Raw genomic sequence first — 24,985 nt, 5'->3', positions numbered from 1 at the left:
AAGATGCATGGAGGATTTTTATGACATTTGAAGAAATCAAACAGGGCGAAGAAACTTATATTATGCACACATACGGACGTTTCCCGATTGCGCTGGATCACGGAAAAGGCGCGACGCTGTGGGATACGGACGGAAAGAAATACATTGATCTGACCTCCGGCATCGGTGTCAACAGTCTTGGCCATGACAACGAGGCGCTGACGACTGCGGTATCGGAGCAGGCACATAAGCTGATGCATGCCTGCAACCTGTATTACACCGAGCCGATGGTGCAGGTAGCAAAGAAGTTGGTCGATGCAGCCGGAATGGGAAAAATCTTTTTTGCAAACTCCGGTGCGGAAGCCAACGAGGGCATGATCAAGCTGGCAAGAAAGTATTCCTTTGACAAATACGGCGAGGGAAGAAATAAGATTATCACGCTGAAACAGTCCTTCCACGGACGTACCGTGACGACATTAAAGGCAACCGGACAGGACAAGTTCCATCAGTATTTCTTCCCATTCACGGAAGGATTTGATTATGCGGCAGCCAATGATATCGAAGACATGAAGCGCAAGATTGATGATACGACCTGCGCTGTCATGATGGAGATGATTCAGGGCGAGGGCGGCGTCCTTCCGCTTGATAAGAAATTTGTACAGGCAACTGCCGAGATCTGCAAGGAGAAGGACATCCTGCTTCTGATTGACGAGGTTCAGACGGGCATCGGACGTACCGGAAGCCTGTTCTGCTATGAGCAGTACGGCGTTCAGCCGAACATCATCAGCATGGCAAAAGGACTCGGCGGCGGCGTTCCGATCGGTGCTGTCATGGCGGATAAGAAATGCCAGGATGTACTGGGCGCCGGTACGCACGGTACAACCTTCGGCGGCAATCCGCTCTGCTGTGCGGCTGCCAATACCGTATTAGATATCGTAAATAAGCCGGAATTCCTGAAATCGGTTCAGGAAAAGGGCGAGTACCTGAAAAAGGAGATTTTAGCGATCGGTTCTCCGAAGGTAAAAACCGTTCGTGGCATGGGACTGATGTTAGGCATCGTAGTGGACAAAGACGAGAGAGCTGCGATGGTCAGTCAGCTGATGGAGAAAGGCGTCCTGGTTCTGACAGCCGGTACAGAGGCGATCCGTCTGCTTCCGCCGCTTGTTATCACGAAAGAGGAGATGGACGAGGCAATCGCTGCTATGAGGGAGGTATTTTAGACATGAAGCATTTATTAAAGCTGTTGGACTGCACACCGGAGGAGATTACCTCGATTCTGGATCTGGCAGATCAGTTAAAATATGAGCGGAAACATCACATTTCACATCGTCTTCTGGAGGGCAAATCCATCGGTCTGATTTTCCAGAAGTCATCCACCCGTACCAGAGTTTCGTTTGAGACCGGTATGTTCCAGCTCGGCGGACAGGCACTGTTCCTTTCCTCCCGCGACTTACAGATCGGACGCGGTGAGCCGGTACAGGATACCGCACGCGTACTCTCCCGTTATCTGGACGGCATCATGATCCGTACCTACGAGCAGAAAGAAGTGGAGGATCTGGCAAAATACGGTTCTATCCCGATCATCAACGGTCTGACTGATTTCTGCCATCCGTGCCAGGTACTGGCTGATCTGATGACGATCCGTGAGAAATACGGCGTACTGAAAGGGCTCAAGATGTGTTACATCGGCGACGGCAACAACATGGCGAACTCCCTGATCGTAGGCGGTCTGAAATCGGATATGCAGGTATCTATCGCAACTCCGGATAATTACCGTCCGGCGAAAGAAGTGCTGGATTTCGCAGCTGGCAATGACGCATTTACACTGGTAAATGATCCGATCAAGGCAGTGGAAAATGCAGACGTTGTCATCACAGATACATGGACTTCCATGGGTCAGGAAGAAGAGAAGAAGATCCGCCAGCAGGCATTCCAGGGATATCAGATCAATGATGAACTGATGGCTGCGGCAAAACCGGGGGCGATGGTAATGCACTGTCTGCCGGCTTACCGTGGACAGGAGATTACCGAGAAGATCTTTGAAGAACATGCGTCTGAGATCTTTGAAGAGGCGGAAAACCGGTTGCATGCCCAGAAGGCGGTTATGGTTACGCTGATGAAATAGAAGATAAAAAGCGGCAAAGGTGACGCGCGAGAAGCCCCTTGTGTTTCGTTGCGGTTTCGGAGACGGTAACACTAGGCTTGCATAGATTTGTTAAAAGCAGAGTCCAAAATACAAACTCGCTTCGCTCAGACAGGTGTATTTTGAACTCTAACACAAATCTCTGCGAGCCAAGAGTTACCAAGACTCCTGCAAATGCAACGAAACGCAAGGGGCTTCTTGCGCTGAGAGCTGCGTGATTTTGGTGTTGTGAATTGGATGTTTCAGAGAGTGGAATGTATGTTATAATGGATTTAAATATATAATATAAAATTTAGAAAATCATGAAAGTTTCAGGAGGTATCAGTATGACAAAAGAGGAGATTTCAGCGCGTCAGCAGCAGGCGGCTCAGTTTCATGCAATGGGGTATAATTGTGCCCAGTCGGTGGCGTGTGCGTTTGCGGATAAGGTGGATTTGGACAAGGTGGCGCTGTTTAAGGTGACGGAGGGGCTTGGTCTTGGCATGGGCGGCATGAATGGTACCTGCGGGGCCATTTCGGCGGCGGCTGTGCTGGCGGGGCTGAAGGATAGTACCGGGGATCTGGAGCTGGCGAATTCGAAGGCGGTTTCTTATAAGGATGCCAGAGAGTGCATCGCGCGTTTCCTTGAGAAGAACCAGAGCGTGGTCTGTAGGGATTTGAAGGGTGTGGAAACAGGAAATGTGCTGCGTGCCTGTCCGGACTGCATCAGCGATGCGGTGGAGATTATCGGAGAAGTATTGTTCTAATATATCCTCACAAATTGGCACGTTTGAAACTGCAAGTGCCGTACAGCAACGCGCGGGCAGCCGATTTTGTTACTGTTCACGCATACGTGCCCAGTAACGGAATTTGCCGTGGCTTCGCATTTAAATACGGCAAATTCCTGCTGCCACCACGTTTTCTTACGGCACTTTCGGTTCCAAAAGTGCCTACCTGTGAACGGTAACCCGATTTTGCCGATGATAAAGAAAAAATCGAAAATAGGGTTGACAACTTAAAAACATAGTGGTAAACTATGAAAAAATTAAATACGACACTACAAAGTCAATGAACAAAACGAGTACATACAGAGGTACATCACAGAGAGCCGGGTTTGGTGGAAACCGGTATGAAGGGCTGTATGGAATGGATTTGGGAGATGCGAGGTGAAAGAGTGATTCAAGTAGCTGCAGCCGTAGCTCTGCGTTAAAGAGTAGGGTATCGAGAGCATATCTGATTTCGCATTATCAATCACGTTTATGTTTTCCGTACCGTAGAATGAGTCAGACTGGATGGCAGATATTTTCCATTGTGTGGGAATATCTGCTTTTTATATATAAAGTTTGAAGGTCTGAGAACAGGGGTGGCACCACGATATTTGTTTATTCGTCCCCGGCGCAGGAGTTTGTCTGCGCCGGGGATTTTATATTTCGTTGGGAATCAAAATCAGCGAGAGCCAGGATGGCGGAAAGGGAGAGTATTATGAGAAAAATGAATGGATTTGGAATGATGGCAAAAAGAGGCACAGCAGCAGCGATGGCAGCGGCAATGGCACTGACGATGGCAGGCTGTGGCGGCTCGAATGCGGCAGAAACGACAGCAGCGGCTGATTCTGAGGCGGCTTCTGAAAATGGAGATGCATCGGAGGCAGCAGCCAGCGAGGCAAAGGGCGATATCAAGGTTGGCGTGATCCAGATGATTGATAACGGTGCATTTGCAGATATGCGCGATGGTTTCTCGGAGGAGCTGACTGAAAAATATACAGGTGGTAAAGTCGATATTGTTTACAAAAATGCACAGGGCGATGCGGCAGCGCTGAATACCATCTGCCAGGAGATGGCAGACAGCGGTGTTGACCTGATTGCAACGATTGCGACTCCGGCGACCCAGGCGATGGTAAACCTGGAGACGGATATTCCGGTATTCTTTATCGCTGTTTCCAATCCGGTCGGCGCGGGTGTCATTACCGATATGGAAAAGCCGGATAAGAATGCAACCGGTACTTCCAATGCGATTCCGGTTGAGGATATTTTCGCACTGAGCGATAAGCTGACACCAGATTGTAAGACCTACGGAATGTTGTATAATACAAGCGAGATCAATTCCGTCAGCACCGTGGAGAATGCAAAAAAATATTTAGACGATCAGGGACTTTCTTATAAAGAGGCGGTTGTTACGAACTCATCTGAAGTACAGCAGGCGGCACAGTCTTTAGCGGGCGAGGTTGACGCGATTTTCGTACCGAATGACAGTGTCATCCAGAGTGCAATGCCGATGGTAACGGAAGTGGCAAGAGATGCGAAGATTCCGGTATATGGAAGCTCCGCTGTTATGGTTGATTCCGGTGCATTTGCAACGATTGCGATCAGCGATACCGAGATCGGCGCACAGACCGCAGATATGGCACTGGAATACTTAAACGGAACTGCGATGGAGGATATTGCAGCTGTTGTGGTACCGGCTTCCAATATGGTAATCAATCAGGATACAGCCGATGCACTGGAAATCACATTCTCGGATGAGGTGCAGAACGAGGCAACCTTTGTAAAGGATGCGGAGTAAGATATATAGCAGTCTGGCTGGTACACACATTCATTGATTGTGGAAATTTGCGGAGTAATTACAAACGAACTTGAAAATAGGAGGAAGCACACATGACACTGGTGATCGGATCCCTGCAGTTGGGATTTTTATATGGAATACTGGCGCTTGGAATATACGTCACATTCCGCATTTTAAATATTCCGGATCTGACGGCGGAGGGGAGTTTTACGCTGGGACTGGCAGCCTCGGCAGTCTGCACGCTGGCGGGGCATCCGGTTGCCGGGATTGTGGCAGCAGCTGTGGCCGGGGCGCTGGCTGGCTGTGTGACAGGCGTACTCCAGACGAAGATGGGGATTCATGCGGTATTAGCTGGCATCCTCACAATGTGCGGGCTTTACACCATCAACCTGATTGTGATGGGAAGCAGCCCGAATGTTTCCCTCATCAATGTTCCGACCATATTTAAAGCGGCAGAAAGCCTGGGACTTTCAAAAGAGGCGGCAAGACTCGTGATTGCGGTCGCGGCAGCAGCAGTCTGCCTGGTGCTGCTGATTCTTTTCTTCCGGACGCATCTGGGACTCTGCATCCGGGCGACGGGCGATAATGAGGCGATGGTGAGCGCGTCCTCCATCAATGTAGACGCGATGAAAATCACGGCGCTGGCATTCAGCAATGCACTGGTAGCGGTCAGCGGCGGTCTGATTGCCCAGTATCAGGGATTTGCGGATGTAAACTCCGGTTCCGGTATGCTGGTCGTAGGTCTGGCATCGGTCATCATTGGCGAAGTGATTGTTGGAAAAAGAGGTCTGGAAATCGGATTTTTTTCCTCGATTTTCGGTTCGATCATCTACCGTTATATCATCGCAGCGGCAACCAAGAGCCAGATTTTTCCGGCATATGCGTTAAAACTGGTATCAGCGTGCATCGTAGCGGCGGCGCTGGCGCTTCCGGCGATCCGTTATCAGATGGGGCTTTTAAAGATGAAGCGGACGAGAGAAAGAGAGATGTGTAAACAATAACCTGGAAAGCAGTTACAAACAGGGATAAAAGATGGAGATGTACTATGTTAGATGTAAAACAGGCAACCAAAGTATTTTCCGCTGGTACGGCGAGCGAGCACCACGCTTTGAACGGACTGAACCTGCATCTGGATGATGGGGAGTTCGTGACGATCATCGGTTCCAACGGAGCGGGAAAATCGACGCTTTTTAATGCGATCTGCGGCAATTACTGGCTGGATCAGGGACAGATTTTCCTGGATGGTCAGGATATCACTTTTCTGTCGGAGCACCGCAGGGCGCGCCAGATCGGGCGCGTGTTCCAGGATCCGATGAAAGGAACGGCGCCGCATCTGACGATCGAGGAAAATCTGGCGCTGGCATATACCCGGAAGGATCGGAAGCCATTTCGAAGTGCGGTCCGCAAACAGGAAAAGGATCTATTCCGGACAGAGCTTGAGAAGTACCATATGGATCTGGAAAACCGTATGAAGACGAAGGTAGGGCTTCTGTCAGGTGGTCAGAGACAGGTTGTGACGCTTCTCATGTGTACGCTTGTCATGCCAAAGCTCCTTCTTCTGGATGAGCACACAGCGGCGCTTGACCCGGCGACGGCGGATAAGGTCATGGAGATCACGCGGTCGATTGTGTCGGAAAACCACCTGACGACGCTGATGATCACCCACAATCTGTCGCAGGCGCTCACGACCGGAAATCGGACGATCATGCTCGATGAAGGGCGGATCATCCTGGATCTGGGCGGTGAGGAGAGAGCGAAAATGGGGGTGAATGACCTTTTAGACTGCTATGCGGAGAAAAAGAAGAAGGCATTTGATAATGACCGGATGATGCTGGCGTAGAAGATAAAACGAAATGGGGATGTGAAAAATTCGATTGAGTTTTTACATCCCCATTTTGTTTAGGGACTTATTTCACAGCCCCTTAAATTTTTCTTAGAATACATCTAAATCCTGTCCATTTACAACGGCACCTTCATATCCGGCATCATGGATTTCCTGCAAAATGGCGGTGTTTCTGCGCGCCATTTCAGCCTCGACATCGCGGGTGTTGTCCTGGATTTCCATGTGATAGATACGGTGGTAGGTAACCAGAAGCCGCGGGTGCGCTTTGGCGGCAATCTTTGCCAGATCAACGCTGAGAGTGTGAACTTCCTGGTGGTATTTCTGCCATTTTGGTTCTCTGGCGGAGAGTCCGGCGGTGTACTCGACCTCATGGAGGAGAATATCGCAGCCTTCCGCTTTCTGCGCCACGATCTCAAGCGGAGCCGTGTCACCGCTGATCACGATCACCTTATCCGGCGTTGTAAACTTAAATCCGTAGCTTTCAAGCGTACCGTGGCTGACTGGAAATGCCTCAACCGTCACGCGGTCATCCTGATAAATGATACCAGGCTGGATATCGGTAGTTTCGACTTTGTAGCCATTTTCGTTGGCTTTTTCAAAGCCGTGGATACGGAAGTCGATGTCCGTCTCATATGCTTTTAAAATATGCTCGGTCATGTTCTGGATGCCTTTTGGACCGAATACTTTCAGCGGCTTCGGGCGTTCCAGCACCCACGGGGTAAAAATGAGATCCGGATAGCCGGCCGTGTGGTCGGTGTGCAGATGTGTGCAGAATGCGATCATCAGCCGGTCCGGGCGCAGGGCATCAATTCCCTGTTGGTATGCTTTCGCCGCCTGACGGACAACGCCAGGACCAAAATCTACAAGATAAGCGCGGTCGCCTACGACAACTGCGGAAGAAGGACCGCTGGCATTCGGGCAGGCATTCGGGGTGCCGGTTCCGAGAAGTACAAGCTTTGTTTCCATCATAAATATTCATCTCCTAAATTCATATGTAATATATTTTGCGCGAAATCATGAAAAAAGTTCGGGCAAATTAGATGTGTTCAGCCTTTGCACAGGTAAACACTGTGTCAAAGGCTGCATATATGTTTCGATCCTTTTGTTTTCATCAAGTGAAAGGTTTAATTTTGAGCGTCGTCTGTATGCCGGATGGAGATTCCCGTAAATCCATAGAAAATACTGAACAAAGGAGTTAAGTACAGTAAGAACAGGTATGGGAAAAATACTGACCAGGCAACGCCGAGGGTTCCAGACATGTATACACAGTAACCGTGCCACGGAATCATCGGACCGGATAAAGTACCTGCGTCCTCAAGGGTACGGGAAAGGATTTCCGGTGCGATTTTTCTGGATTTGAACAGCGGTTTCATCATATTTCCAGTCAGGACGTGGGACATCGGCTGGGAACAGCTGATTAAGCTGGTTACATAGCCGACTAAAAGGCTTGCTGCAATCAGGCTGCCATCGCTGTTGATGTGATTTACGATGGCGTTTAAGAGATTGCCGAGAACGCCGAGGCGATCCAGCATACCGCCCATACCAACTGCAAAGCAGATGATTGCCACATACTGAAGCATGCTGCTCATACCGCCGCGGTTTAAGATGGTCTGTAAAATACCTTCCTCAATGCTGGTACTGTATCCGTTGTAAGCAACACGGATGATACTCTGCAAAGTTGCGCCCTGATAGAAGAAAGAGACAGCTCCGGCGCAGATGGCGGAAAGACCAAGGGAGACAACCGCGTTTACTTTGCATAAAAGCAGAATAATGATTGCGATGGCTGGCAGCAGAGTGATGAAGCCAAGTTTAAACTCACCTTGCAGGGCATCGATGTATGTCAGAAGATTTCCAGTTTCATAGTTTCCTGAAGTCTGGCTGATGCCAAGAATTACAAAGAGAACCAGGCTGATGACAAAGGTCGGAAGCGTGGTCCAGAGCATGGAACGCACGTGGTCGTTTAATTTAGAGCCAGCAACCGCTGGAGCCAGGTTGGTTGTGTCGGAAAGCGGGCTTAATTTGTCACCGAACATCGCGCCGCAGATGACAGCACCTGCCACCATGCCAGGATGGATGCCCATCGCGTTGCCGATTGCCATCATGGCAACACCGGCACTGCCGACGGAACCGTAGGAGGTTCCGGTCACAAGGCTTAATACGGCACAGAAAATCAGGGTCAGAGGCAGCAGCCAGGTCGGGTTGATCAGTTTTAAACCGCCGACAATGATGGTTGCAATCGTGCCGCTTTGCAGCCAGGTACCGATCATGACGCCGATTGTCATGAGCAGGCACAGGGTAGGAACGACAACCCGGATCGCGTCGTAAGCGCCGTTTACAACATGCTCATAATTTATGCGTAATACCTTACAAAACAGATAGATGATGATCCAGCTCATAAATAGTCCAATCATCGGTCCGCCCGTTTTCAGCCGGATGCAGACTGCAACCGCTCCGATGATTAGGAGCAGAAGCAGAAGCGACTGAGGCATGTTTAATTTTTTGTCTTCGCTCATAACATAGTTCCTCCCTAATGTGAAAGTCGTGCTTTTTTGAATTTAATGCGTTGAGGTTTAACGCGTTAAATTGTAAATTTATTTTCATTATACAGAATAATTCCGAAAAAATCAACCGTAGGAATAATAATTATTTGGCTCAAGGGGAGAGTATTCACGGGTAGGCACTTTTGGAACCGAAAGTGCCGTAAGAAAACGTGGTGGCAGCAGGAATTTGCCGTATTTAAATGCGAAGCCACGGCAAATTCCGTTACTGGGCACGTATGCGTGAACAGTAACGGAGAAGAGGTGCAGGTGATGTTCCGTGATGTGAAGAATTATGATATAATGAGCGCAAGTGAGCCAGAAAGCTGCTTGCAGATTTATGGCGAACGGCGAATGGCGATCACGATAGCTGCGTCAGCAGCGGTAAGCATCGAAGATGCGAATCGTGATATAATGGCAGAATTACTTAAAAATTTGACAGGAGAATGTTATGGAACAGAGGATTCAGTTATCGGATCATTTCGGTTTTGGGAGATTGATCCGGTTTACAATTCCATCTATTTTAATGATGATTTTTACCTCCATTTACGGAGTGGTAGATGGATATTTTGTATCGAATTTTGTAGGAAAAACGCCGTTTGCGGCGGTCAATTTCATTATGCCGTTTCTGATGGTCGTAGGTGCCATGGGATTTATGTTCGGCACGGGTGGAAGTGCCCTGATCGCCCGGATTATGGGCGAGGGCAGGCGTGAGAAGGCGCAGGAGATTTTTTCCCTTCTGATCGCTGCGACCTTTGTTTCTGGTCTGGTAATTGCGGTTATCAGTATTCTGTTTTTACCGCAGATCGCTGCCTTTCTTGGCGCGGAGGGAGAGATGCTGGCGGACTGCATCCGGTATGGACGGATCATTCTGGTGGCGCTTCCGTTTTTAATGTTGCAGTATGCGTTTGGCAGCCTTTCCGTGACGGCGGAGAAGCCGAAGCTGGGGCTGATTGTAACGATCATTTCGGGTGTGCTCAATATGACGGGAGATGTTCTGTTCATGGGAGTGTTCCATTGGGGAATTGCCGGAGCGGCGATGGCGACTGCGATGGGACAGATCATAGGCGGAACGATACCGCTGGTTTATTTCCTGCGGAAGAACAGCAGCAGCCTGCGCCTTCGCAGACCAAAGTGGGATGGAGGAGCGCTCAGACGTGCCTGCACCAACGGTGTATCGGAATTGATGAGCAGTATTTCCATGTCCATTGTCGGCATGCTGTATAACGCGCAGCTGATGCGCTACGCGGGAGAAAACGGAGTCGCAGCTTACGGAACCATCATGTATGTGGATTTTATTTTCCTTGCGATTTTCATCGGTTATGCGACCGGCGTAGCTCCAGTTATCAGCTATCACTACGGCGCAGGAAATAAAAAGGAGTTAAATAACCTGCTAAAGCGCAGTGTGCTTCTGATCGCGGCGGCGTCTCTGAGCATGCTGCTGCTGTCCGAGGTGATGGCGGCACCGTTGGCAGCTATTTTCGTAGGATATGATGCCGGGCTTCTGGACATGACGGTACATGCGTATTCCATTTATGCGGTTTCGTTCTTATTCTGCGGTTTCTCCATTTTCAGTTCCGCCTTTTTTACGGCGCTGGGAGATGGACTGACCTCGGCGCTGATAGCATTTTTGCGTACTCTTGTGTTTGAAAGTGCATCGGTTATCATTCTGCCGCTGCTCCTGGGCTTGAACGGAATCTGGGGTGCAATTATCGTGGCGGAGTGTATGTCCGTGACGGTGTCAGTTATCTTTTTGGTGGCGAAGAGAAAGAGGTATCAATATTTTTAGAAGCAGCGGATTTATAACCGGCTGGATGGTATGATTTTTAGCGCCCTTTCTAAAATCGGAAAAGCAAGTGGTGCACTGGAAAAGCCACCGAAGCATAAACTATCAGTAAGTAAGCTTCAGGGTGGCTTTTTCTTTGCATACATTTCCAAAGCCTTTGACACCTGGAGAGGAACGGTCCTGTCTGGAACGCATGAAAGAGGGAGACCATGAGGCACGCAATACTCTGATAGAGCGAAATTTACGGCTGGTGGCGCATGTGACCAGAAAATATCAGGGTACAGATTATGAAATGGAAGATCTCCTGTCGATCGGCACCATCGGGCTCATTAAAGCGGTCAATACGTTTCATCCGGAGCGGGGATCGCGGTTGGCGACATATGCGGCGAAATGTATCGAGAATGAGATTCTGATGACCTTCCGTGCTGGTAAAAAATATGCAAAGGATATCTCGTTATATGACCCGATCGGGGTAGATAAAGACGGAGAAACCGTCAGCCGGATGGATGTGCTGGAGGCAGAAGGAAAAGAAGTTCTGGAAACCATTATTTTAAAGCAGGAAATTGAACAGCTTTACCGCGCCTATGAAGCGTGTTTAAAAGAAACAGAGAAAATCGTCTTACGCAGCCGGTACGGGCTGTTTGGCGGAAAGGAACAGACGCAGCGGGAGATTGCCGCCAGACTTGGGATTTCGCGTTCTTATGTGAGCCGGATCGAGAAGCGGGCGCTGGAAAAAATGCGGCGGGGATTTGCGGAACACAAATAAAGAACAGAAAAAGCGGCTGGCAGATGTTAGGATGGACATCTGTCAGCCGCTTTTGTCATGTAATAGGAAATTTTCTGGAATTCCCTATTACACAAAAAGGCACTAACGTGCCAATGATGCGCACTCGCGCGAAGCAGAAACATGTCGCAAGCGACCGCGCTCGGCGCGAGAATGTGCCAAGCACATTCTTTTTCATCTCTTAGTCCTCAGCGTCCCGATATCCGTTCGGGTTCATCGACTGCCATTTCCAGGAGTCAGCGCACATCTCCTCAATGCCGTACTGAGCTTCCCAGCCGAGTTCATTTTTCGCTTTGGTAGCATCGGAGTAGCAGGTTGCGATATCGCCGGCGCGGCGTGGCTTGATTTCATAAGGAATTGTTTTGCCGCAGGCTTTTTCGTAAGCCTTGACAACATCGAGTACGCTGTAGCCTTTGCCGGTGCCGAGGTTGTAGATATATACGTCTGGCTTATCGTTAAATTTTTGGAGTGCTTTTACATGACCGACTGCAAGGTCAACTACGTGGATGTAATCGCGCACACCGGTTCCGTCCGGAGTCGGGTAATCATTGCCGAAGACACCGAGGCATTTCAGCTTGCCGACAGCAACCTGTGCGATATAAGGAACCAGGTTGTTCGGGATTCCCTTCGGATCCTCGCCGATCAGACCGCTCTTGTGTGCACCGATTGGGTTGAAGTAGCGGAGCAGAACGACATTCCATTCCGGATCTGCCACGTGCAGGTCAGTTAAAATCTGCTCAAGCATTCCCTTTGTCTGACCGTAAGGGTTTGTGATTTTGCCTTTCGGGCATTCTTCGGTGATCGGGACGAATGCCGGATCTCCGTATACGGTAGCGGAGGAACTGAAAATGATTTTCTTGACGCCATGATTGCGCATTACGTCGCAGAGAATCAAGGTTCCGGTGATATTGTTGTGGTAATATTCCAGTGGCTTCGCAACGGATTCTCCGACTGCCTTTAAGCCTGCAAAATGAATGACCGAATCGATGGATTCTTTCTCAAAAATCTCATTGACTGCCTCGCGATCCAGCATATTTGCCTTGTAAAAGGTTACATGCTTGCCGGTGATTTTCTCCACGCGGCGCAGCGCTTCCTCACTGGCATTGTAAAGGTTGTCCATGACAACGACCTCATATCCGGCGTTTAAAAGTTCGATGCAGGTATGACTGCCGATGTAACCGGCGCCTCCAGTAACTAAAATAGCCATTGTAAACTCCTCCTTCATCCTACCTATAAGAATAATTCATTTTATACCTTCAATCTTTCTTTATTATAAATGCGGCTTGCGAGGAAAACAATCGGAAATATTGTCATGTGTTATCGAAATTATATTTTAAGAGGAAGTTTAACAACGCTTTGCGTAGAATTGGAAAGACTCGGATACAGTGTGCGTGATGATAGAATGTGCGTTCGAAAAACAGCTTGCATTTAAAAAGAGGGTGTGATATGATAAATACAGAACGGATGTTCGAGAAACGGGAGGAGGCAGAACCTCATGCTGATACAGGAAAATCTTTCAATCGAAGAAAAGTTAAGAATTTTATCGGATGCGGCGAAGTATGACGCCGCCTGCACATCCAGCGGCGTGGGTAGAAAGGGAAAGGAAGGCTTTCTTGGAAACAGCCGGGTGGACGGCATCTGCCACAGTTTTGCCTCGGATGGGCGCTGTATCTCCCTGCTGAAAATTTTATTTACGAACCAGTGCATCTATGACTGTCATTACTGTGTCAACCGTCGGAGCAATGACACGGTCCGTACCTCCTTTACGCCGGAGGAGGTCTGCCGTCTGACGATGGAATTTTACCGGCGCAACTATATAGAAGGATTGTTTTTAAGTTCCGGTGTGCTGGAGACACCGGATCACACGATGGAACTGCTGTATCAGACCTTGTACCGCCTTCGGCGCGTCCATCGATTTAACGGTTACATCCATGTGAAAGCAATTCCGGGGGCAGATCCGGAGCTGATTGAGAGAGTGGGCTTTCTGGCGGACCGGATGAGTGTGAATCTGGAGCTTCCGACGGCTGATGGTCTGGCGCGCCTGGCACCGGGAAAGACGCGGGACAAGATACTGCGCCCGATGCGCCAGATCCAGACTGGGATCGCGAGACAGCTGGAGCAGGAAGGGCGTCTGGAGAGCAGAGGGGCATGGCTTCCGCAGAAAGAGCGCGGAGAAATTCAGATTCCGGGAGACGGGAGAAATGGAATTGGTGGTAAAGCGATAGGAAAAGGGGAAAGGGAATGTCTGCAGGCTGACAAGGGAATTCTGAGTCCGAATCAGACAGAGACAAAGATGGATTGGGGGCGGAATGGAGACAAGGTAAAAGGATTTATGAGGTCGAAAGAGCCGGGGAAAATGGATGAAAGGGTTGGAAGGACACATACACCGGAGATCCCCCGTGTCATCCCAGGACGATCGATCTATGGCAGTTTCGGACTGGGAAATATCTCAAACCGCAAGAATTATTTCGTCCCCGGCGGTCAGAGCACACAGCTCATTGTCGGGGCGACTCCGGAGAGTGATTATCAGATGGTTGCGGTCGCGGAAGCGCTGTATCGGAATTTTGGATTAAAGAGGGTCTTTTATTCGGCGTTTATCAAGGTGAATGAGGACAGCCTGCTTCCGGATCTTCCGGACGGACCGCCGCTTCTGCGGGAACACCGTCTGTACCAGGCGGACTGGCTGATGCGCTACTATGGCTTCCGGGCATCGGAACTTCTGAGTGAAAAGCACCCTAATTTTAATGTGTTTCTGGATCCGAAGTGCGACTGGGCGCTGCAGAATCTGGGTGAGTTTCCGGTGGAAATAAACCGGGCACCGTATGAGACACTTCTGCGGGTTCCGGGCATCGGGGTAAAGTCTGCGATGCGGATTGTCGCAGCGAGAAAACAGGTGGCGCTTCGGTTTGAAGATTTGAAGAAGATGGGAGTTGTGCTGAAGCGGGCAGTATACTTCATTACCTGTTCAGGGCGGATGATGTACCCGGTGCAGATCCATGAGGATGCGATCGCGGCACAGCTAATCAGTGAAGAGAAGCGGAAGCAGTGGCAGCTGTCACAGAGCGGGCTGTACCGCCAGATGTCGCTGTTTGATGATTTTCATATGGCGCAGGCATGAAGCAGACGGAGGAGAGAACAATGGTTGTATTTGTATGCGAAGACAGTCCGGAAGGTATATTCACAGGAGTATATGATGCCTGGAACAGCCGCTTAGGGCATGAGAACGTGCGGCTGGAAGTACAGGGCGAATATAATTACAGCCTGTTTTCGGAGTATCGAGAGGTAGCGGTGGATCGGCTCAAGGCACAGAAAGTCGTGCGCTCGGTGCGCCGATCCCTGTCAGAACTGGCGTACAGCTGGATTTACCGCACGGCGCTGAGTGAGCGGGAGGATCGGGCAGAGGCGGTCTACCGCTTTCTGGTCTGTGGGTTTAGCGCAGGGGCAGCAGGGAGGCGTATCACGGAAAATTTACAGATACCGGCGGTGCAGACAGTCTTTCAGATCAACCGCGCGGTTGCCAATGAAGCGCATTTGCAGACAGAATTTTTGCGGTTTGCAGAATATTCCGATCAGGTACTATTTTCTGAGATTGGTCCGAAAAACCGGGTGACGGCATTGCTGATGCCGTATTTTACAGATCGCCTGCCCTCGGAACCATTTATTATCTATGATAAAAATCACCAGGAAGCGGGAGTCTGGACAGGAAAGGGGCGGTGGTATATGATGCGTGGGGCTGAGACAGAACCCCTGCGGGCGCTTTCCGGGAGAACCGATCAGAGCGAATATGCGGCGCTCTGGAGTGCATTTTTTCATCAGATAGGAATTAAGGAGCGGGAAAATCCAGCCTGTCAGCGGATGCACCTGCCGCTTCGCTACCGGAAATATATGACGGAATTTCAGTTCGGTTCCAACTGTTCAAATTTGGCTAAATTGTGAACAAATCGTAAACACAAAATCGAGAACCTTGTTCATAAAGAAACGAAAAAAGAATAAAAATAAGCCGGAAATCGGGAAAAAACAGCATTGAAACGAGAAAACTGCTGCATATATATTAAGATTTAAAGACCTTAAAAAACAATGTAAAATCAACAGAAACAAGGATTTTTCTTACGAAAACTTTCGATTTTTGTAAGAAATACTGGATTTATTTAGTGAATGTTAATTATCTGTTCATATTTTGGACATAATTTGTTTTTATTATAAGTCACGTACCGATGAGGTACAAGAAAACATAAATCGTATGTTTTAAAGAGGAGAGAATAATTATGAGAAAGAATCTTACAAAAACAGCAGCAATCTTAGTTATGAGTGCAATGGTAGCAGCATCTGCTCTGACCGCTTGCGGCAGCAAAGCAGAGGAGACAACTGCAGCAGCAGAGGAGACTGTAGAGGCAGAAGAGACTGAGGCAGTTGAGGAGACTGAGGCTGAAACAGAAGAGACTGAGGAAGTTTCCGAGGAAGAGACCGAAGAGGCATCTGAGGAAGAGACTGAGGCAGCTGAGGAGACTGAGGCTGAAACAGAAGAGACTGAGGCAGCTGAGGAGACACAGGCTCAGTAATCAATCTTTGATTGCAGAAGTTTGTTTCTATTCGGATATAACCAAAAAGGTTGTTAAGAAAATCGTAAGAGGGCAGTCGGTTGACAATCGGCTGCCCTTTTTGTATACTATAACTGTATTGAATGAACTAATACACTTATGATTTTTGATACAGGGCAGAATGGAGGAAAGGAGAATGTGAGCATGATTCTGATTGATTATAAAGATCGACGACCTCTCTATGAGCAGATTGTTGAGAAGCTGTCGGATCTGATGGTCCGGGGGATTTTGGAGCAGGACAGTCAGCTTCCATCCGTGCGGAGTCTGGCAACGGAGCTGTCGATGAATCCGAATACGATCCAGCGGGCGTATGCAGAGCTGGAACGCCAGGGATATATTTATTCGGTTAAGGGCAGGGGCAGTTTTGTGGCGGACAACCGGCAGATTCGGGAGAGGAAGCGGCAGGAGATCTGGGATCAGCTGGAACTTCTGATCCGGGATGCAAAAGGAACCGGCATCACGATGCTGGAGTTCCAGGAGCAGGTCATCCAGAGCTATGGAAGTGAGGAAGGAGGAAACAGAAATGATAAAGGCTGAGAATCTGACGAAGCGTTTTTATGATACAGTGGCAGTCGATCATATCCATGCGGAGATTCACAATGGAAGTGTCTTTGGTCTGATTGGAACCAACGGCGCCGGAAAAAGTACTTTTTTGCGGATGGCAGCCGGTATTTTAAAGCCGGACGAAGGAAGCGTTACGGTTGATGATGAGACGGTATTTGAGAATACAAAGGTAAAGGCACGGTGCTTTTATATCCCGGATGAGCCGTATTTCTTAAGCAATGGAACGGCGGAAGATATGAAGGTGTTTTATCAGGGAATTTATCCGAAGTTTGATGCAGCCCGGTTTGATAAACTGCTAAAGAATTTTGAACTGGAAAGCCGGCGGAAGGTGCAGACCTTTTCGAAGGGTATGAAAAAACAGCTCGCTGTGCTGCTGGGCATTTGTGCGGGAACCGATTATCTGTTCTGCGACGAGACGTTTGACGGGCTGGATCCGGTCATGCGGCAGACGGTCAAGAGTCTTTTTGCCAATGATATCGAGGAGCGGAACCTCACGCCGGTCATCGCCTCCCATAATCTGCGGGAGCTGGAAGATATCTGCGACCATGTAGGTCTGCTTCACAAGGGAGGAATGCTTCTCTCAAAGGATCTGGACGATATGAAGTTAAATATTCACAAGATTCAGTGTGTGCTTCCGGCGGGAGTGGGGAGCAGCGATTTGCAGGGAATCGATATTATAAAGACGGAACAGAGGGGAAGTCTCCTGACGCTTACCGCGCGCGGAAAACGGGAAGAGATTCAGACAATTTTACAGGCGTATCATCCGGTGTTTTTTGAAATGATACCGCTTTCCCTGGAAGAGATCTTTATCAGTGAAACGGAGGTGGCTGGTTATGACATCAAAAGGCTTGTTTTTTAAATATATGAGAGAAAATACGAAGCAGCGTCTCTGGAGCGTGGCGCTTACCGCACTTTTGTGCTTCTTTCTGTTTCCGGTCCTGACAGCGCTGGAAACCAGCATAATGCTGCGTCCGGATAACTTGTCTAAAGAACTGAGCGTCGAAGCGGCGTTAGCAGAAGCAAAATTAAAGCTGACCAATGAGATGCTGCATATGTATTCGATCCAGAATGCAATGCTGGTATTTATCCTGATTGTGACGGCGGTGGTGCTGGCAGCGTCCGGTTTTTCGTATCTCCATTCGAAAAAGAAAACGGATTTTTTTCACAGCCTTCCGATCAGCCGTGAAATGCTTTATACTGTGACCTGCCTGGACGGTATCCTGTATCTGGCAGTCCCGTATCTGGTATTTCTGCTGGCGGCAGGAGTGATGCTGCAGGTAAAGGGCGCACCATTTTCATGGGGAACCCTGCTGATTGGGTATATACAGCATATGTGCTTTTTTACACTGGTGTACATGACGGTTGTGCTGGCAGTGATTCTGACAGGCAATCTGATCGTGGGTTTACTGGGAACCGGCGTGCTTTTTAGCTGGGGACCGGGTGTGGCTGCAGTGGTATCGACGTATTTTTCCGAATACTTCATGACGTTTTATGACAATGGCAATTTTCTGCTGCGCTGGTGCGAGCGGACCTCACCGGTTTTCTGGTACGGCACGGCAACTGGTTCGGAGCATCCCACCCGGATGGCAGTCATTGCATGGGCAGTGGCAGCCCTGCTCTTTGGTCTGGGAATGTTCCTGTACCGGAAACGCCCGTCTGAGGCGGCTGGAAGAGCGATGGCATTTAAGGTAAGTGAGCCGGTGATCCGTTTCCTTCTGGTTGTGCCGATCACGCTGTTTTCCGGAATGATTTTCCGGTCAATCCTGAATGATGATATCTGGACTGTGTTTGGCTTGCTCTGCGGACTGCTCATCACCAGCTGCCTGATCGAAATTATCTATCATTTCGATTTTAAGAGCTTGTTTGCGCATAAGAGACAGCTTGCCATTAGTGCGGTGGCAGTGGCAGCCATTTTCTTAGGGTTCCGCCTGGATGTGGCAGGATATGACAGCTATCTGCCGGATGCTGACAAGGTTGCATACGCGGGTATTTACTGTGATGCGCTGGACAACAATGCGGCAGGGGCTTACCATGTGACTCCGAGAATGTATAGGGATGGCTACAGTGTTGGAATGGAATGGGCGTCCCAGGGAGATGTGGCAGATAAAATGCAGATCTCGGATGAGGATGGAATCCGTGTCCTGCGGGAAATTGGCGCGCAGGGCATCGAGACAGCTTCCAGACAGCGGAAGCATTTGAACGGCGGACAGGATTGGATGAGTGAGGCGGATCTGGATTCACGCTATGATTCGATCGTGCTGTCCTGGCATCTGAACAATGGAAAAACCGTTTACCGTAATTACCGCACGATCAATGTATCGGAGCTGCGGGAACAGCTAGATTCCATTTATGAAAATCAGAGCTATAAACTGGGAATGTACCCGGTGCTGTCCCTACAGGCAGACGATGCCGCAGGCATCAATTACAAAGAGGAAGAGGACTGCAGCCATGTGAAGCTTCCGGATGAGCAGACGAAGGCGGCGCTTCTTGCTGCATACCAGAAAGAGCTGATGGCTCTGACGCCGGATATGCGCCGGGAGGAGATGCCGATCGCGGAGATTCAGTTTAAGACAAATGAGATGCAGGCGATGATTGATGTGATTCGTAAAAATGGCGGCTATTATGACACATTTAACCAGTTTGATTATTACCCGATTTATCCGTCCTTCCAGGAGACGATCGCGATTCTGAAACAGTGTGGTACCGAGGTCGGCAGCAAGGTGACGCCGGAAAATACAGAAAAAATCGTGCTTCAGTATCAGGGCGGCAAGATTCCGGAGGATCAGCTGGCACCGGCAGATACAGAGCTTGGAAAACGCCAGCGGGAGTATCTTCAGAATAACAGCAGACGCGAGGTAACGATTACAGATCCGGAACAGATTGCAGAAATTCTTGCAAACTCCGCTTCGGATGATATGGTGCAGATCAATCAAATGGCGGAGGCATATCAGGGGATCAATATTGCAGTATATGTGTCCGGTACAGAGGACACAGGGGCAGTTTCAGAGGATGATTTGAGGGATTCGGTAAATTCAATGGAGGAAAATGAGATAGGTCAGACATATACGGTGGATGCCGGTCAGAATGTCCTGTATGATGGGGAATATGCGGCGGACTATGAAATGGATGAATCGGGTCAGTATGGCATCTACCAGCGCTCGTTCCGCTATGGCAAGGTTCCGGAGTTTGTGAAATCGACCTTCGGCCTGACACCGGAATTGATGCGGCTGAACCGGGTGTTTGCGTATTAAAAAAGTTGCCTAGAGTTGATTTAGGGATGCAAAAGATTGACTTTCTCCCCTGTAGGGGCTAAAATAGGGGGAAACGTAGCGGTTCAGCCGGTTTATGTATTTGATGCAAAAACCGGCTGAATCGTTATGAGAAAATATCAGATGCCTTGGTTTTGCATGAACCTGCCGTTAGATTTAGAACAGCGATGCGCTGTCACATCAGGCAGAACGAAATTTGAGGCGTACATATCCCGCAGAGGAGGAAGAAATATGGCATTTTTCGATGAACTTGGAAAGGTGATCAGCGATAAGAGCAAGGAAGCTGCGAACCGGGTAAAGGACATTACAGGCGTATTACAGCTGAAATCGAAGTTGTCCGCCGAGAAAGATAAGATTAATAAGGCATATATCACACTGGGAAAAGCATACTATGACAGACATGAGGGCGAGCTGGAAGGGAAATTTGCAGATGAGTTCCACACTATCCAGGCTGGGCTTGTGAAGATTGCGTCCCTGGAGGATGAGATTGCCGAGTTAGAGGGCACAAGAGTCTGCGCGGAGTGCGGCGCAAAGGTGGAGAAAAATGCGGCATTCTGCAGCCGGTGCGGTGCGCCGATGGATTCGACGACATCTGCAGATGTGCATGAGCCGGAAGAACCAGAGGAGATGCAGGAGACTATCTTTGAAGAGAAGGATGAAGCTGCAGCAGATAAGGCGGTTGACAACGCAGAAACAGAAGGCGCGGCTGGCCCAGACGCGGATTCCGCGGATGCTTCGGACGCTGTTTCGGAGAACACCACCGATACTGCGGCACAGAATGAAAATAACAGCGGGGAGCAGGCATAATTTATGGATTCACTGGTACAATGGTTTACAGCTAATTTATCCGGAGTCATATCGAAGGAGGCAATTATCTTCATTATCTCAATGATTCCGATTCTGGAACTTCGAGGCGGGCTTCTGGCTGCGTCACCGGCACTCTTAAACGTGCCGATCCTGCGGGCGATCCCGATCTGTATCGTGGGAAATATCCTGCCGATCCCGTTTATCCTGCTTCTGATCCGCCATGTGCTGGAGTGGATGAAGAAGGTTCCGTGTTTCCGTGGTATTGCGCTGTGGCTGGAACGCAAAGCGATGAGCAAAAAAGGGCAGATCGAGAAATATGAGTTCTGGGGGCTGATGCTCTTTGTCGGCATCCCGCTTCCGGGAACCGGCGCATGGACAGGCGCGCTGGTGGCATCCCTGCTCCACATGAAATTTGGCAAGGCATTTGGCGCGATTTTAGTCGGTATCGCGCTGGCGACGGTGATTATGTCGATTCTGTCCTACGGCGTGCTGGGCATGCTGTTTGGATGATGCACAGATAAAAATAATAATGTCTATGCCTGCCAAAGGGCGGCATAGATGCGAATGTATAAAAGACTCTGTAAGGGGAAATTCTCCGGACAGGGTCTTTTTGCGTCCATTATTATTTTGTTGAGAAAAAGAGATCATAAATGAAATTGGGGTTGACATATACCCTATGGGGGTATATTATAAGGACAGTTAAGAGATAGGAGGAGACCATGAAGCAATATACAGTAACCGGCATGAGCTGCGCGGCATGCAGCAGCCGGGTTGAAAAGGCAGTATCGAAAGTGCCGGGTGTCACGGCATGCTCGGTCAGCCTGCTGACAAATTCGATGGGCGTCGAGGGCGATGTGCCCCCGGAGACCGTGATTCATGCGGTGGAAGATGCCGGATATGGCGCATCCCTGAAAGGACAGGGCACTGCAGCGCAGGCGCAGAGCGCGTCGGAGGCAGAGGACGCCTTAAAAGATCGGGAGACGCCGGTCTTAAAACACCGTCTGATCGCATCGCTGGGATTCTTAGCAGTCCTTATGTATATGTCGATGGGACATATGATGTGGGGCTGGTCGCTGCCGCACTTTATGGATGGCAACCATGTGGCGATGGGACTTTTGCAGCTCCTTTTGGCCGGAATTATCATGGTGATTAACCAGAAATTTTTTATCAGCGGTTTCAAGGGACTTTTACACCGCGCCCCGAACATGGACACGCTGGTAGCACTTGGTTCCGGCGCGTCGTTTATTTACAGCACATATGCGTTGTTTGCGATGACGGACGCACAGTTAAAGGGCAACGACACGGCAGTTATGTCCTACATGCATGAATTTTACTTTGAGTCGGCGGCAATGATTCTGGCGCTGATCACAGTCGGAAAAATGCTGGAGGCGCGTTCCAAGGGAAAAACGACGGATGCCTTAAAGGGACTGATGAAACTGGCACCAAAGACAGCTGTTATCATCCGGGATGGAGTGGAAACAAAGGTTCCGATTGAAGAGGTAAAGAAGGGTGATGTATTTGTTGTACGCCCAGGTGAAAATATCCCGGTGGACGGTGTGGTCCTGGAAGGAACAAGTGCGGTCAACGAGGCAGCACTGACCGGCGAGAGTATTCCGGTGGATAAGGCACAGGGTGACCCGGTTTCGGCGGCAACGGTCAACCAGTCTGGTTATCTGCGCTGTGAGGCGACCAGAGTCGGTGAAGATACCTCCCTGTCGCAGATCATCCGCATGGTTAGCGACGCGGCGGCGACGAAAGCGCCGATCGCCAAGATTGCAGATCGGGTTTCCGGCGTGTTTGTCCCGGCGGTTATCACGATCGCAGTGGTGACAACGATTATCTGGCTGCTGGCAGGACAGACGTTTGGATTCGCACTGGCGCGAGGTATTTCCGTACTGGTTATCAGCTGCCCGTGTGCACTGGGACTGGCTACGCCGGTTGCGATTATGGTCGGCAACGGCATGGGCGCGAAAAACGGAATCTTGTTCAAGACAGCTGTTTCGCTGGAAGAAACCGGAAAAATGGACATTGTAGCGCTTGATAAGACGGGTACGATCACCAGCGGCGAGCCGCGTGTGACCGACGTCATCCCGTCCGGAGGTGTGACTGAGAAGGAGCTGGTAAGCCTGGCGCTTTCCCTGGAAAAGAAGAGTGAGCACCCATTGGCGAAAGCTGTTCTTCTCTATGCAAAAGAACAGCAGATTGACGCGCCGGAGGCGGCTGATTTCCAGGCGCTGCCGGGTAATGGACTTTCCGGTACGTTAGAGGGCGCTTCACTGGCAGGCGGAAGCTTTTCCTATATCAGCGGACATACGACGGTGTCCGCACAGGAACAGGCATCCTTTGAGCGCCTGGCATCGGAAGGCAAGACACCGCTGTGCTTTATGAAAAATGGTCGTCTGGCTGGTATGATTGCCGTGGCAGATGTCATCAAGGAAGACAGCCCGCAGGCGGTCAAGGAACTGCAGAACATGGGAATCCGTGTGGTCATGCTGACCGGAGATAATGAGCGGACCGCCCGTGCGATTGGGGCACAGGCTGGTGTGGATGAAGTCATTGCCGGAGTACTTCCGGATGGGAAAGAGAGTGTCATCCGCAGCCTGAAAGAACAGGGCAAGGTGGCAATGGTCGGTGATGGTATCAATGATGCCCCGGCGCTCACGCGTGCCGATATAGGTATCGCGATCGGAGCCGGTACAGATATCGCGATTGATGCCGCGGATGTGGTGCTGATGAAGAGCCGTTTGAGTGATGTTCCGGCGTCAATCCGTCTAAGCCGTGCGACGCTTCGAAATATTCACGAAAACCTGTTCTGGGCATTCTTTTACAATGTTGTGGGTATTCCACTTGCAGCCGGTTTGTGGTATCCTATCTTTGGATGGAAATTAAATCCGATGTTCGGCGCTGCAGCGATGAGCTTATCCAGCTTCTGCGTAGTGACGAACGCGCTGCGGCTGAATCTGTTTAAGATGCACGATGCATCGAAGGATCATCCGATGCGGAAGAGGGCTGAGAAGGCTGCTAATAAAGGTGGAGAAAAGGCAGAAAATGCAGGTGCAGTTAGGATGGGGGCAGAAGACACCCGGTCAATTGGGCAAACAGCAAATGGAAATGAAACTGTTTCAAAAGAAATGCAAAAAAGTGAGAATCAAAAAAATAATATAAATATGGAGGGAATAACGATGACAAAGACAATGAATATCGAAGGAATGATGTGTGGACACTGTGAGGCACGCGTAAAGAAGGCGTTGGAGGCACTGGCAGGCGTGGAGAGCGCAGAGGTCAGCCATGAGAAAGGAACCGCGGTCGTAAGCATGAGTGCGGATGTGGCGGACGATACGTTGAAAGAGGCGGTTGAGGCACAGGATTATAAGGTGAACTCGATTCAGTAGGATGAAAAAAGCTGCGAAATGGTGGAATTAATATGCCATTTCGCAGCATTTTGATAAAAGATAGGAGAAAAGCATGGGCTGTTGTAAATGTGAATCACAAGCGCAGGTCTGTCAGGGAGGAGAGACGGAACGCCACAAACACAGAAATCTGACCGAAGAAAAAGATCTGCTGAAACGTTTAAACCGGATCGAGGGACAGGTGCGCGGTGTGAAGGCGATGGTGGAAGACGAGCGATACTGCGTCGATATATTAAACCAGGTATCAGCGGTTCAGGCGGCGCTGAACAGTTTTTCCAAAGTCCTGCTGTCCAACCATATCAAAACCTGTGTGGTCGATGATATAGAGGCGGGAAATGGGGAAGAAGCGGTTGAGGAGCTGTGCAAGACGATTCAGAAGCTGATGAAGTAAATATAAATTTATTGAATTGAGCAAACACAAGCAACTATAGCGAAATATTAAACATAATAAATATTTTTAAAAATTCTTCAAAAAAAGTGTTGACATTCTCCTGGATTTATATTATACTACGTCATGTAATCGAGGCGTGGCTCAGTTTGGTAGAGCGCTGCGTTCGGGACGCAGAGGTCGCGTGTTCGAATCACGTCGCCTCGATTCTATTATAAAACATACGGCCTGTTGGTCAAGCGGTCAAGACGACGCCCTCTCACGGCGTAAACCCGGGTTCGATTCCCGGACAGGTCATCGAAAGTTGCTTTGGGTTTTCCAGAGCATTTTTCAAAT

General features: G+C 49.6%; 21 protein-coding genes, 2 tRNA genes and 1 other annotated feature. Of the genes, 20 read left to right on the top strand and 3 right to left on the bottom strand.

The genetic code is table 11. The features are described from left to right. Positions 1 to 20: 20 nt before the first annotated feature. The 6 genes from DW739_RS03415 to DW739_RS03390 all read left to right on the top strand — a co-directional run bounded on the left by DW739_RS03415 (position 21) and on the right by DW739_RS03390 (position 6,503). Positions 21 to 1,199, top strand: a complete 1,179-nt coding sequence (locus tag DW739_RS03415) for an aspartate aminotransferase family protein (protein WP_118742615.1) — start codon at positions 21 to 23, stop codon at positions 1,197 to 1,199. A gap of 2 nt (positions 1,200 to 1,201) precedes the next feature. Beyond that, positions 1,202 to 2,104, top strand: coding sequence for an ornithine carbamoyltransferase (argF, locus tag DW739_RS03410; RefSeq protein WP_022358782.1), 903 nt, complete (start codon positions 1,202 to 1,204; stop codon positions 2,102 to 2,104). 344 nt (positions 2,105 to 2,448) lie between these two features. After that, the gene (locus DW739_RS03405) at positions 2,449 to 2,868 is read left to right on the top strand and encodes a C-GCAxxG-C-C family protein (RefSeq protein ID WP_107000101.1); all 420 of its coding nucleotides are present in this window, start codon (positions 2,449 to 2,451) and stop codon (positions 2,866 to 2,868) included. 292 nt (positions 2,869 to 3,160) lie between these two features. Continuing rightward, positions 3,161 to 3,498, top strand: a binding site (T-box leader). Between the two features lie 85 nt (positions 3,499 to 3,583). Then, complete coding sequence (locus DW739_RS03400; RefSeq protein ID WP_243022052.1) at positions 3,584 to 4,663, top strand: ABC transporter substrate-binding protein; 1,080 nt, start codon at positions 3,584 to 3,586, stop codon at positions 4,661 to 4,663. Positions 4,664 to 4,755: 92 nt separating this feature from the next. After that, the gene (locus DW739_RS03395) at positions 4,756 to 5,664 is read left to right on the top strand and encodes an ABC transporter permease (protein ID WP_118742614.1); all 909 of its coding nucleotides are present in this window, start codon (positions 4,756 to 4,758) and stop codon (positions 5,662 to 5,664) included. Between the two features lie 44 nt (positions 5,665 to 5,708). After that, positions 5,709 to 6,503 (top strand): ATP-binding cassette domain-containing protein, encoded by a 795-nt coding sequence (locus tag DW739_RS03390; RefSeq protein ID WP_118570442.1) that lies wholly within the window; start codon positions 5,709 to 5,711, stop codon positions 6,501 to 6,503. Between the two features lie 93 nt (positions 6,504 to 6,596). On the opposite strand, the gene DW739_RS03385 is transcribed toward DW739_RS03390, so the two are convergent. Together DW739_RS03385 and nhaC are read right to left on the bottom strand one after the other, a co-directional pair. After that, positions 6,597 to 7,475 carry an MBL fold metallo-hydrolase gene (locus DW739_RS03385; protein ID WP_118742613.1) on the bottom strand — a complete coding sequence of 293 codons (879 nt, stop codon included), beginning with the start codon at positions 7,473 to 7,475 and terminating at the stop codon, positions 6,597 to 6,599. A gap of 155 nt (positions 7,476 to 7,630) precedes the next feature. After that, a complete protein-coding gene (nhaC, locus tag DW739_RS03380) occupies positions 7,631 to 9,019 on the bottom strand; it encodes a Na+/H+ antiporter NhaC (RefSeq protein WP_118742612.1) in 1,389 nt (462 codons plus the stop codon). Positions 9,020 to 9,494: 475 nt separating this feature from the next. Between nhaC and DW739_RS03375 the strand changes: the two genes are divergently transcribed. Together DW739_RS03375 and sigK are read left to right on the top strand one after the other, a co-directional pair. Then, positions 9,495 to 10,832, top strand: a complete 1,338-nt coding sequence (locus tag DW739_RS03375; protein ID WP_118742611.1) for an MATE family efflux transporter — start codon at positions 9,495 to 9,497, stop codon at positions 10,830 to 10,832. Positions 10,833 to 10,965: 133 nt separating this feature from the next. Then, positions 10,966 to 11,595 (top strand): RNA polymerase sporulation sigma factor SigK, encoded by a 630-nt coding sequence (gene sigK, locus DW739_RS03370; protein ID WP_022358454.1) that lies wholly within the window; start codon positions 10,966 to 10,968, stop codon positions 11,593 to 11,595. Positions 11,596 to 11,794: 199 nt separating this feature from the next. Here the strand turns inward: sigK and galE are convergent, their stop codons facing one another. After that, complete coding sequence (gene galE / locus DW739_RS03365; RefSeq protein WP_118472873.1) at positions 11,795 to 12,820, bottom strand: UDP-glucose 4-epimerase GalE; 1,026 nt, start codon at positions 12,818 to 12,820, stop codon at positions 11,795 to 11,797. A 288-nt stretch (positions 12,821 to 13,108) separates the two neighbouring features. On the opposite strand from galE, the gene DW739_RS03360 reads away from it, so the two are divergent. The 12 genes from DW739_RS03360 (at position 13,109) to DW739_RS03305 (ending at position 24,946) form a co-directional block, all read left to right on the top strand. Next, complete coding sequence (locus DW739_RS03360) at positions 13,109 to 14,731, top strand: putative DNA modification/repair radical SAM protein (RefSeq protein WP_118742610.1); 1,623 nt, start codon at positions 13,109 to 13,111, stop codon at positions 14,729 to 14,731. Positions 14,732 to 14,751: 20 nt separating this feature from the next. Continuing rightward, complete coding sequence (locus DW739_RS03355; protein WP_118742609.1) at positions 14,752 to 15,549, top strand: TIGR03915 family putative DNA repair protein; 798 nt, start codon at positions 14,752 to 14,754, stop codon at positions 15,547 to 15,549. Positions 15,550 to 15,878: 329 nt separating this feature from the next. Beyond that, positions 15,879 to 16,172 (top strand): hypothetical protein, encoded by a 294-nt coding sequence (locus tag DW739_RS03350; RefSeq protein ID WP_118651074.1) that lies wholly within the window; start codon positions 15,879 to 15,881, stop codon positions 16,170 to 16,172. A gap of 183 nt (positions 16,173 to 16,355) precedes the next feature. Further along, positions 16,356 to 16,748, top strand: a complete 393-nt coding sequence (locus DW739_RS03345) for a GntR family transcriptional regulator (RefSeq protein WP_107000076.1) — start codon at positions 16,356 to 16,358, stop codon at positions 16,746 to 16,748. After that, positions 16,735 to 17,634 carry an ABC transporter ATP-binding protein gene (locus DW739_RS03340; protein WP_118742608.1) on the top strand — a complete coding sequence of 300 codons (900 nt, stop codon included), beginning with the start codon at positions 16,735 to 16,737 and terminating at the stop codon, positions 17,632 to 17,634. The genes DW739_RS03345 and DW739_RS03340 overlap by 14 nt, the downstream gene beginning before the upstream one ends. Then, positions 17,609 to 20,026 (top strand): DUF6449 domain-containing protein, encoded by a 2,418-nt coding sequence (locus DW739_RS03335; RefSeq protein WP_118742607.1) that lies wholly within the window; start codon positions 17,609 to 17,611, stop codon positions 20,024 to 20,026. The genes DW739_RS03340 and DW739_RS03335 overlap by 26 nt, the downstream gene beginning before the upstream one ends. A gap of 249 nt (positions 20,027 to 20,275) precedes the next feature. After that, a complete protein-coding gene (locus DW739_RS03330) occupies positions 20,276 to 20,851 on the top strand; it encodes a zinc ribbon domain-containing protein (RefSeq protein ID WP_118628581.1) in 576 nt (191 codons plus the stop codon). Positions 20,852 to 20,854: 3 nt separating this feature from the next. Beyond that, positions 20,855 to 21,361 carry a small multi-drug export protein gene (locus DW739_RS03325; RefSeq protein WP_118628580.1) on the top strand — a complete coding sequence of 169 codons (507 nt, stop codon included), beginning with the start codon at positions 20,855 to 20,857 and terminating at the stop codon, positions 21,359 to 21,361. Positions 21,362 to 21,570: 209 nt separating this feature from the next. Beyond that, on the top strand, positions 21,571 to 24,243 hold the full coding sequence (locus DW739_RS03320) for a heavy metal translocating P-type ATPase (protein WP_118742606.1): 2,673 nt from the start codon (positions 21,571 to 21,573) through the stop codon (positions 24,241 to 24,243). 73 nt (positions 24,244 to 24,316) lie between these two features. Further along, a complete protein-coding gene (locus DW739_RS03315) occupies positions 24,317 to 24,652 on the top strand; it encodes a metal-sensing transcriptional repressor (protein ID WP_022358560.1) in 336 nt (111 codons plus the stop codon). Between the two features lie 130 nt (positions 24,653 to 24,782). Beyond that, positions 24,783 to 24,856 (top strand) — tRNA-Pro (locus DW739_RS03310). A gap of 18 nt (positions 24,857 to 24,874) precedes the next feature. Continuing rightward, positions 24,875 to 24,946: transfer RNA gene (locus DW739_RS03305), tRNA-Glu, on the top strand. Positions 24,947 to 24,985 lie beyond the last annotated feature (39 nt).

Source organism: Clostridium sp. AM28-20LB (assembly GCF_003480665.1).
In the GTDB taxonomy this organism is placed as follows: domain Bacteria; phylum Bacillota; class Clostridia; order Lachnospirales; family Lachnospiraceae; genus Otoolea; species Otoolea fessa.
The sequence above is the reverse complement of the archived record's forward strand: the minus strand, read 5'-3'. Positions and strand labels throughout refer to the sequence as shown.

Coding starts and splice junctions, on each gene's coding strand:
- DW739_RS03325 (WP_118628580.1), top strand. CDS start 20,855: ATGGATTCACTGGTACAATGGTTTACAGCTAATTTATCCGGAGTCATA.
- DW739_RS03400 (WP_243022052.1), top strand. CDS start 3,584: ATGAGAAAAATGAATGGATTTGGAATGATGGCAAAAAGAGGCACAGCA.
- DW739_RS03315 (WP_022358560.1), top strand. CDS start 24,317: ATGGGCTGTTGTAAATGTGAATCACAAGCGCAGGTCTGTCAGGGAGGA.
- DW739_RS03375 (WP_118742611.1), top strand. CDS start 9,495: ATGGAACAGAGGATTCAGTTATCGGATCATTTCGGTTTTGGGAGATTG.
- DW739_RS03335 (WP_118742607.1), top strand. CDS start 17,609: ATGACATCAAAAGGCTTGTTTTTTAAATATATGAGAGAAAATACGAAG.
- DW739_RS03320 (WP_118742606.1), top strand. CDS start 21,571: ATGAAGCAATATACAGTAACCGGCATGAGCTGCGCGGCATGCAGCAGC.
- DW739_RS03330 (WP_118628581.1), top strand. CDS start 20,276: ATGGCATTTTTCGATGAACTTGGAAAGGTGATCAGCGATAAGAGCAAG.
- DW739_RS03355 (WP_118742609.1), top strand. CDS start 14,752: ATGGTTGTATTTGTATGCGAAGACAGTCCGGAAGGTATATTCACAGGA.
- DW739_RS03405 (WP_107000101.1), top strand. CDS start 2,449: ATGACAAAAGAGGAGATTTCAGCGCGTCAGCAGCAGGCGGCTCAGTTT.
- DW739_RS03395 (WP_118742614.1), top strand. CDS start 4,756: ATGACACTGGTGATCGGATCCCTGCAGTTGGGATTTTTATATGGAATA.
- galE (WP_118472873.1), bottom strand. CDS start 12,820: ATGGCTATTTTAGTTACTGGAGGCGCCGGTTACATCGGCAGTCATACC.
- nhaC (WP_118742612.1), bottom strand. CDS start 9,019: ATGAGCGAAGACAAAAAATTAAACATGCCTCAGTCGCTTCTGCTTCTG.
- DW739_RS03340 (WP_118742608.1), top strand. CDS start 16,735: ATGATAAAGGCTGAGAATCTGACGAAGCGTTTTTATGATACAGTGGCA.
- DW739_RS03385 (WP_118742613.1), bottom strand. CDS start 7,475: ATGATGGAAACAAAGCTTGTACTTCTCGGAACCGGCACCCCGAATGCC.
- DW739_RS03415 (WP_118742615.1), top strand. CDS start 21: ATGACATTTGAAGAAATCAAACAGGGCGAAGAAACTTATATTATGCAC.
- DW739_RS03345 (WP_107000076.1), top strand. CDS start 16,356: ATGATTCTGATTGATTATAAAGATCGACGACCTCTCTATGAGCAGATT.
- DW739_RS03360 (WP_118742610.1), top strand. CDS start 13,109: ATGCTGATACAGGAAAATCTTTCAATCGAAGAAAAGTTAAGAATTTTA.
- DW739_RS03350 (WP_118651074.1), top strand. CDS start 15,879: ATGAGAAAGAATCTTACAAAAACAGCAGCAATCTTAGTTATGAGTGCA.
- argF (WP_022358782.1), top strand. CDS start 1,202: ATGAAGCATTTATTAAAGCTGTTGGACTGCACACCGGAGGAGATTACC.
- DW739_RS03390 (WP_118570442.1), top strand. CDS start 5,709: ATGTTAGATGTAAAACAGGCAACCAAAGTATTTTCCGCTGGTACGGCG.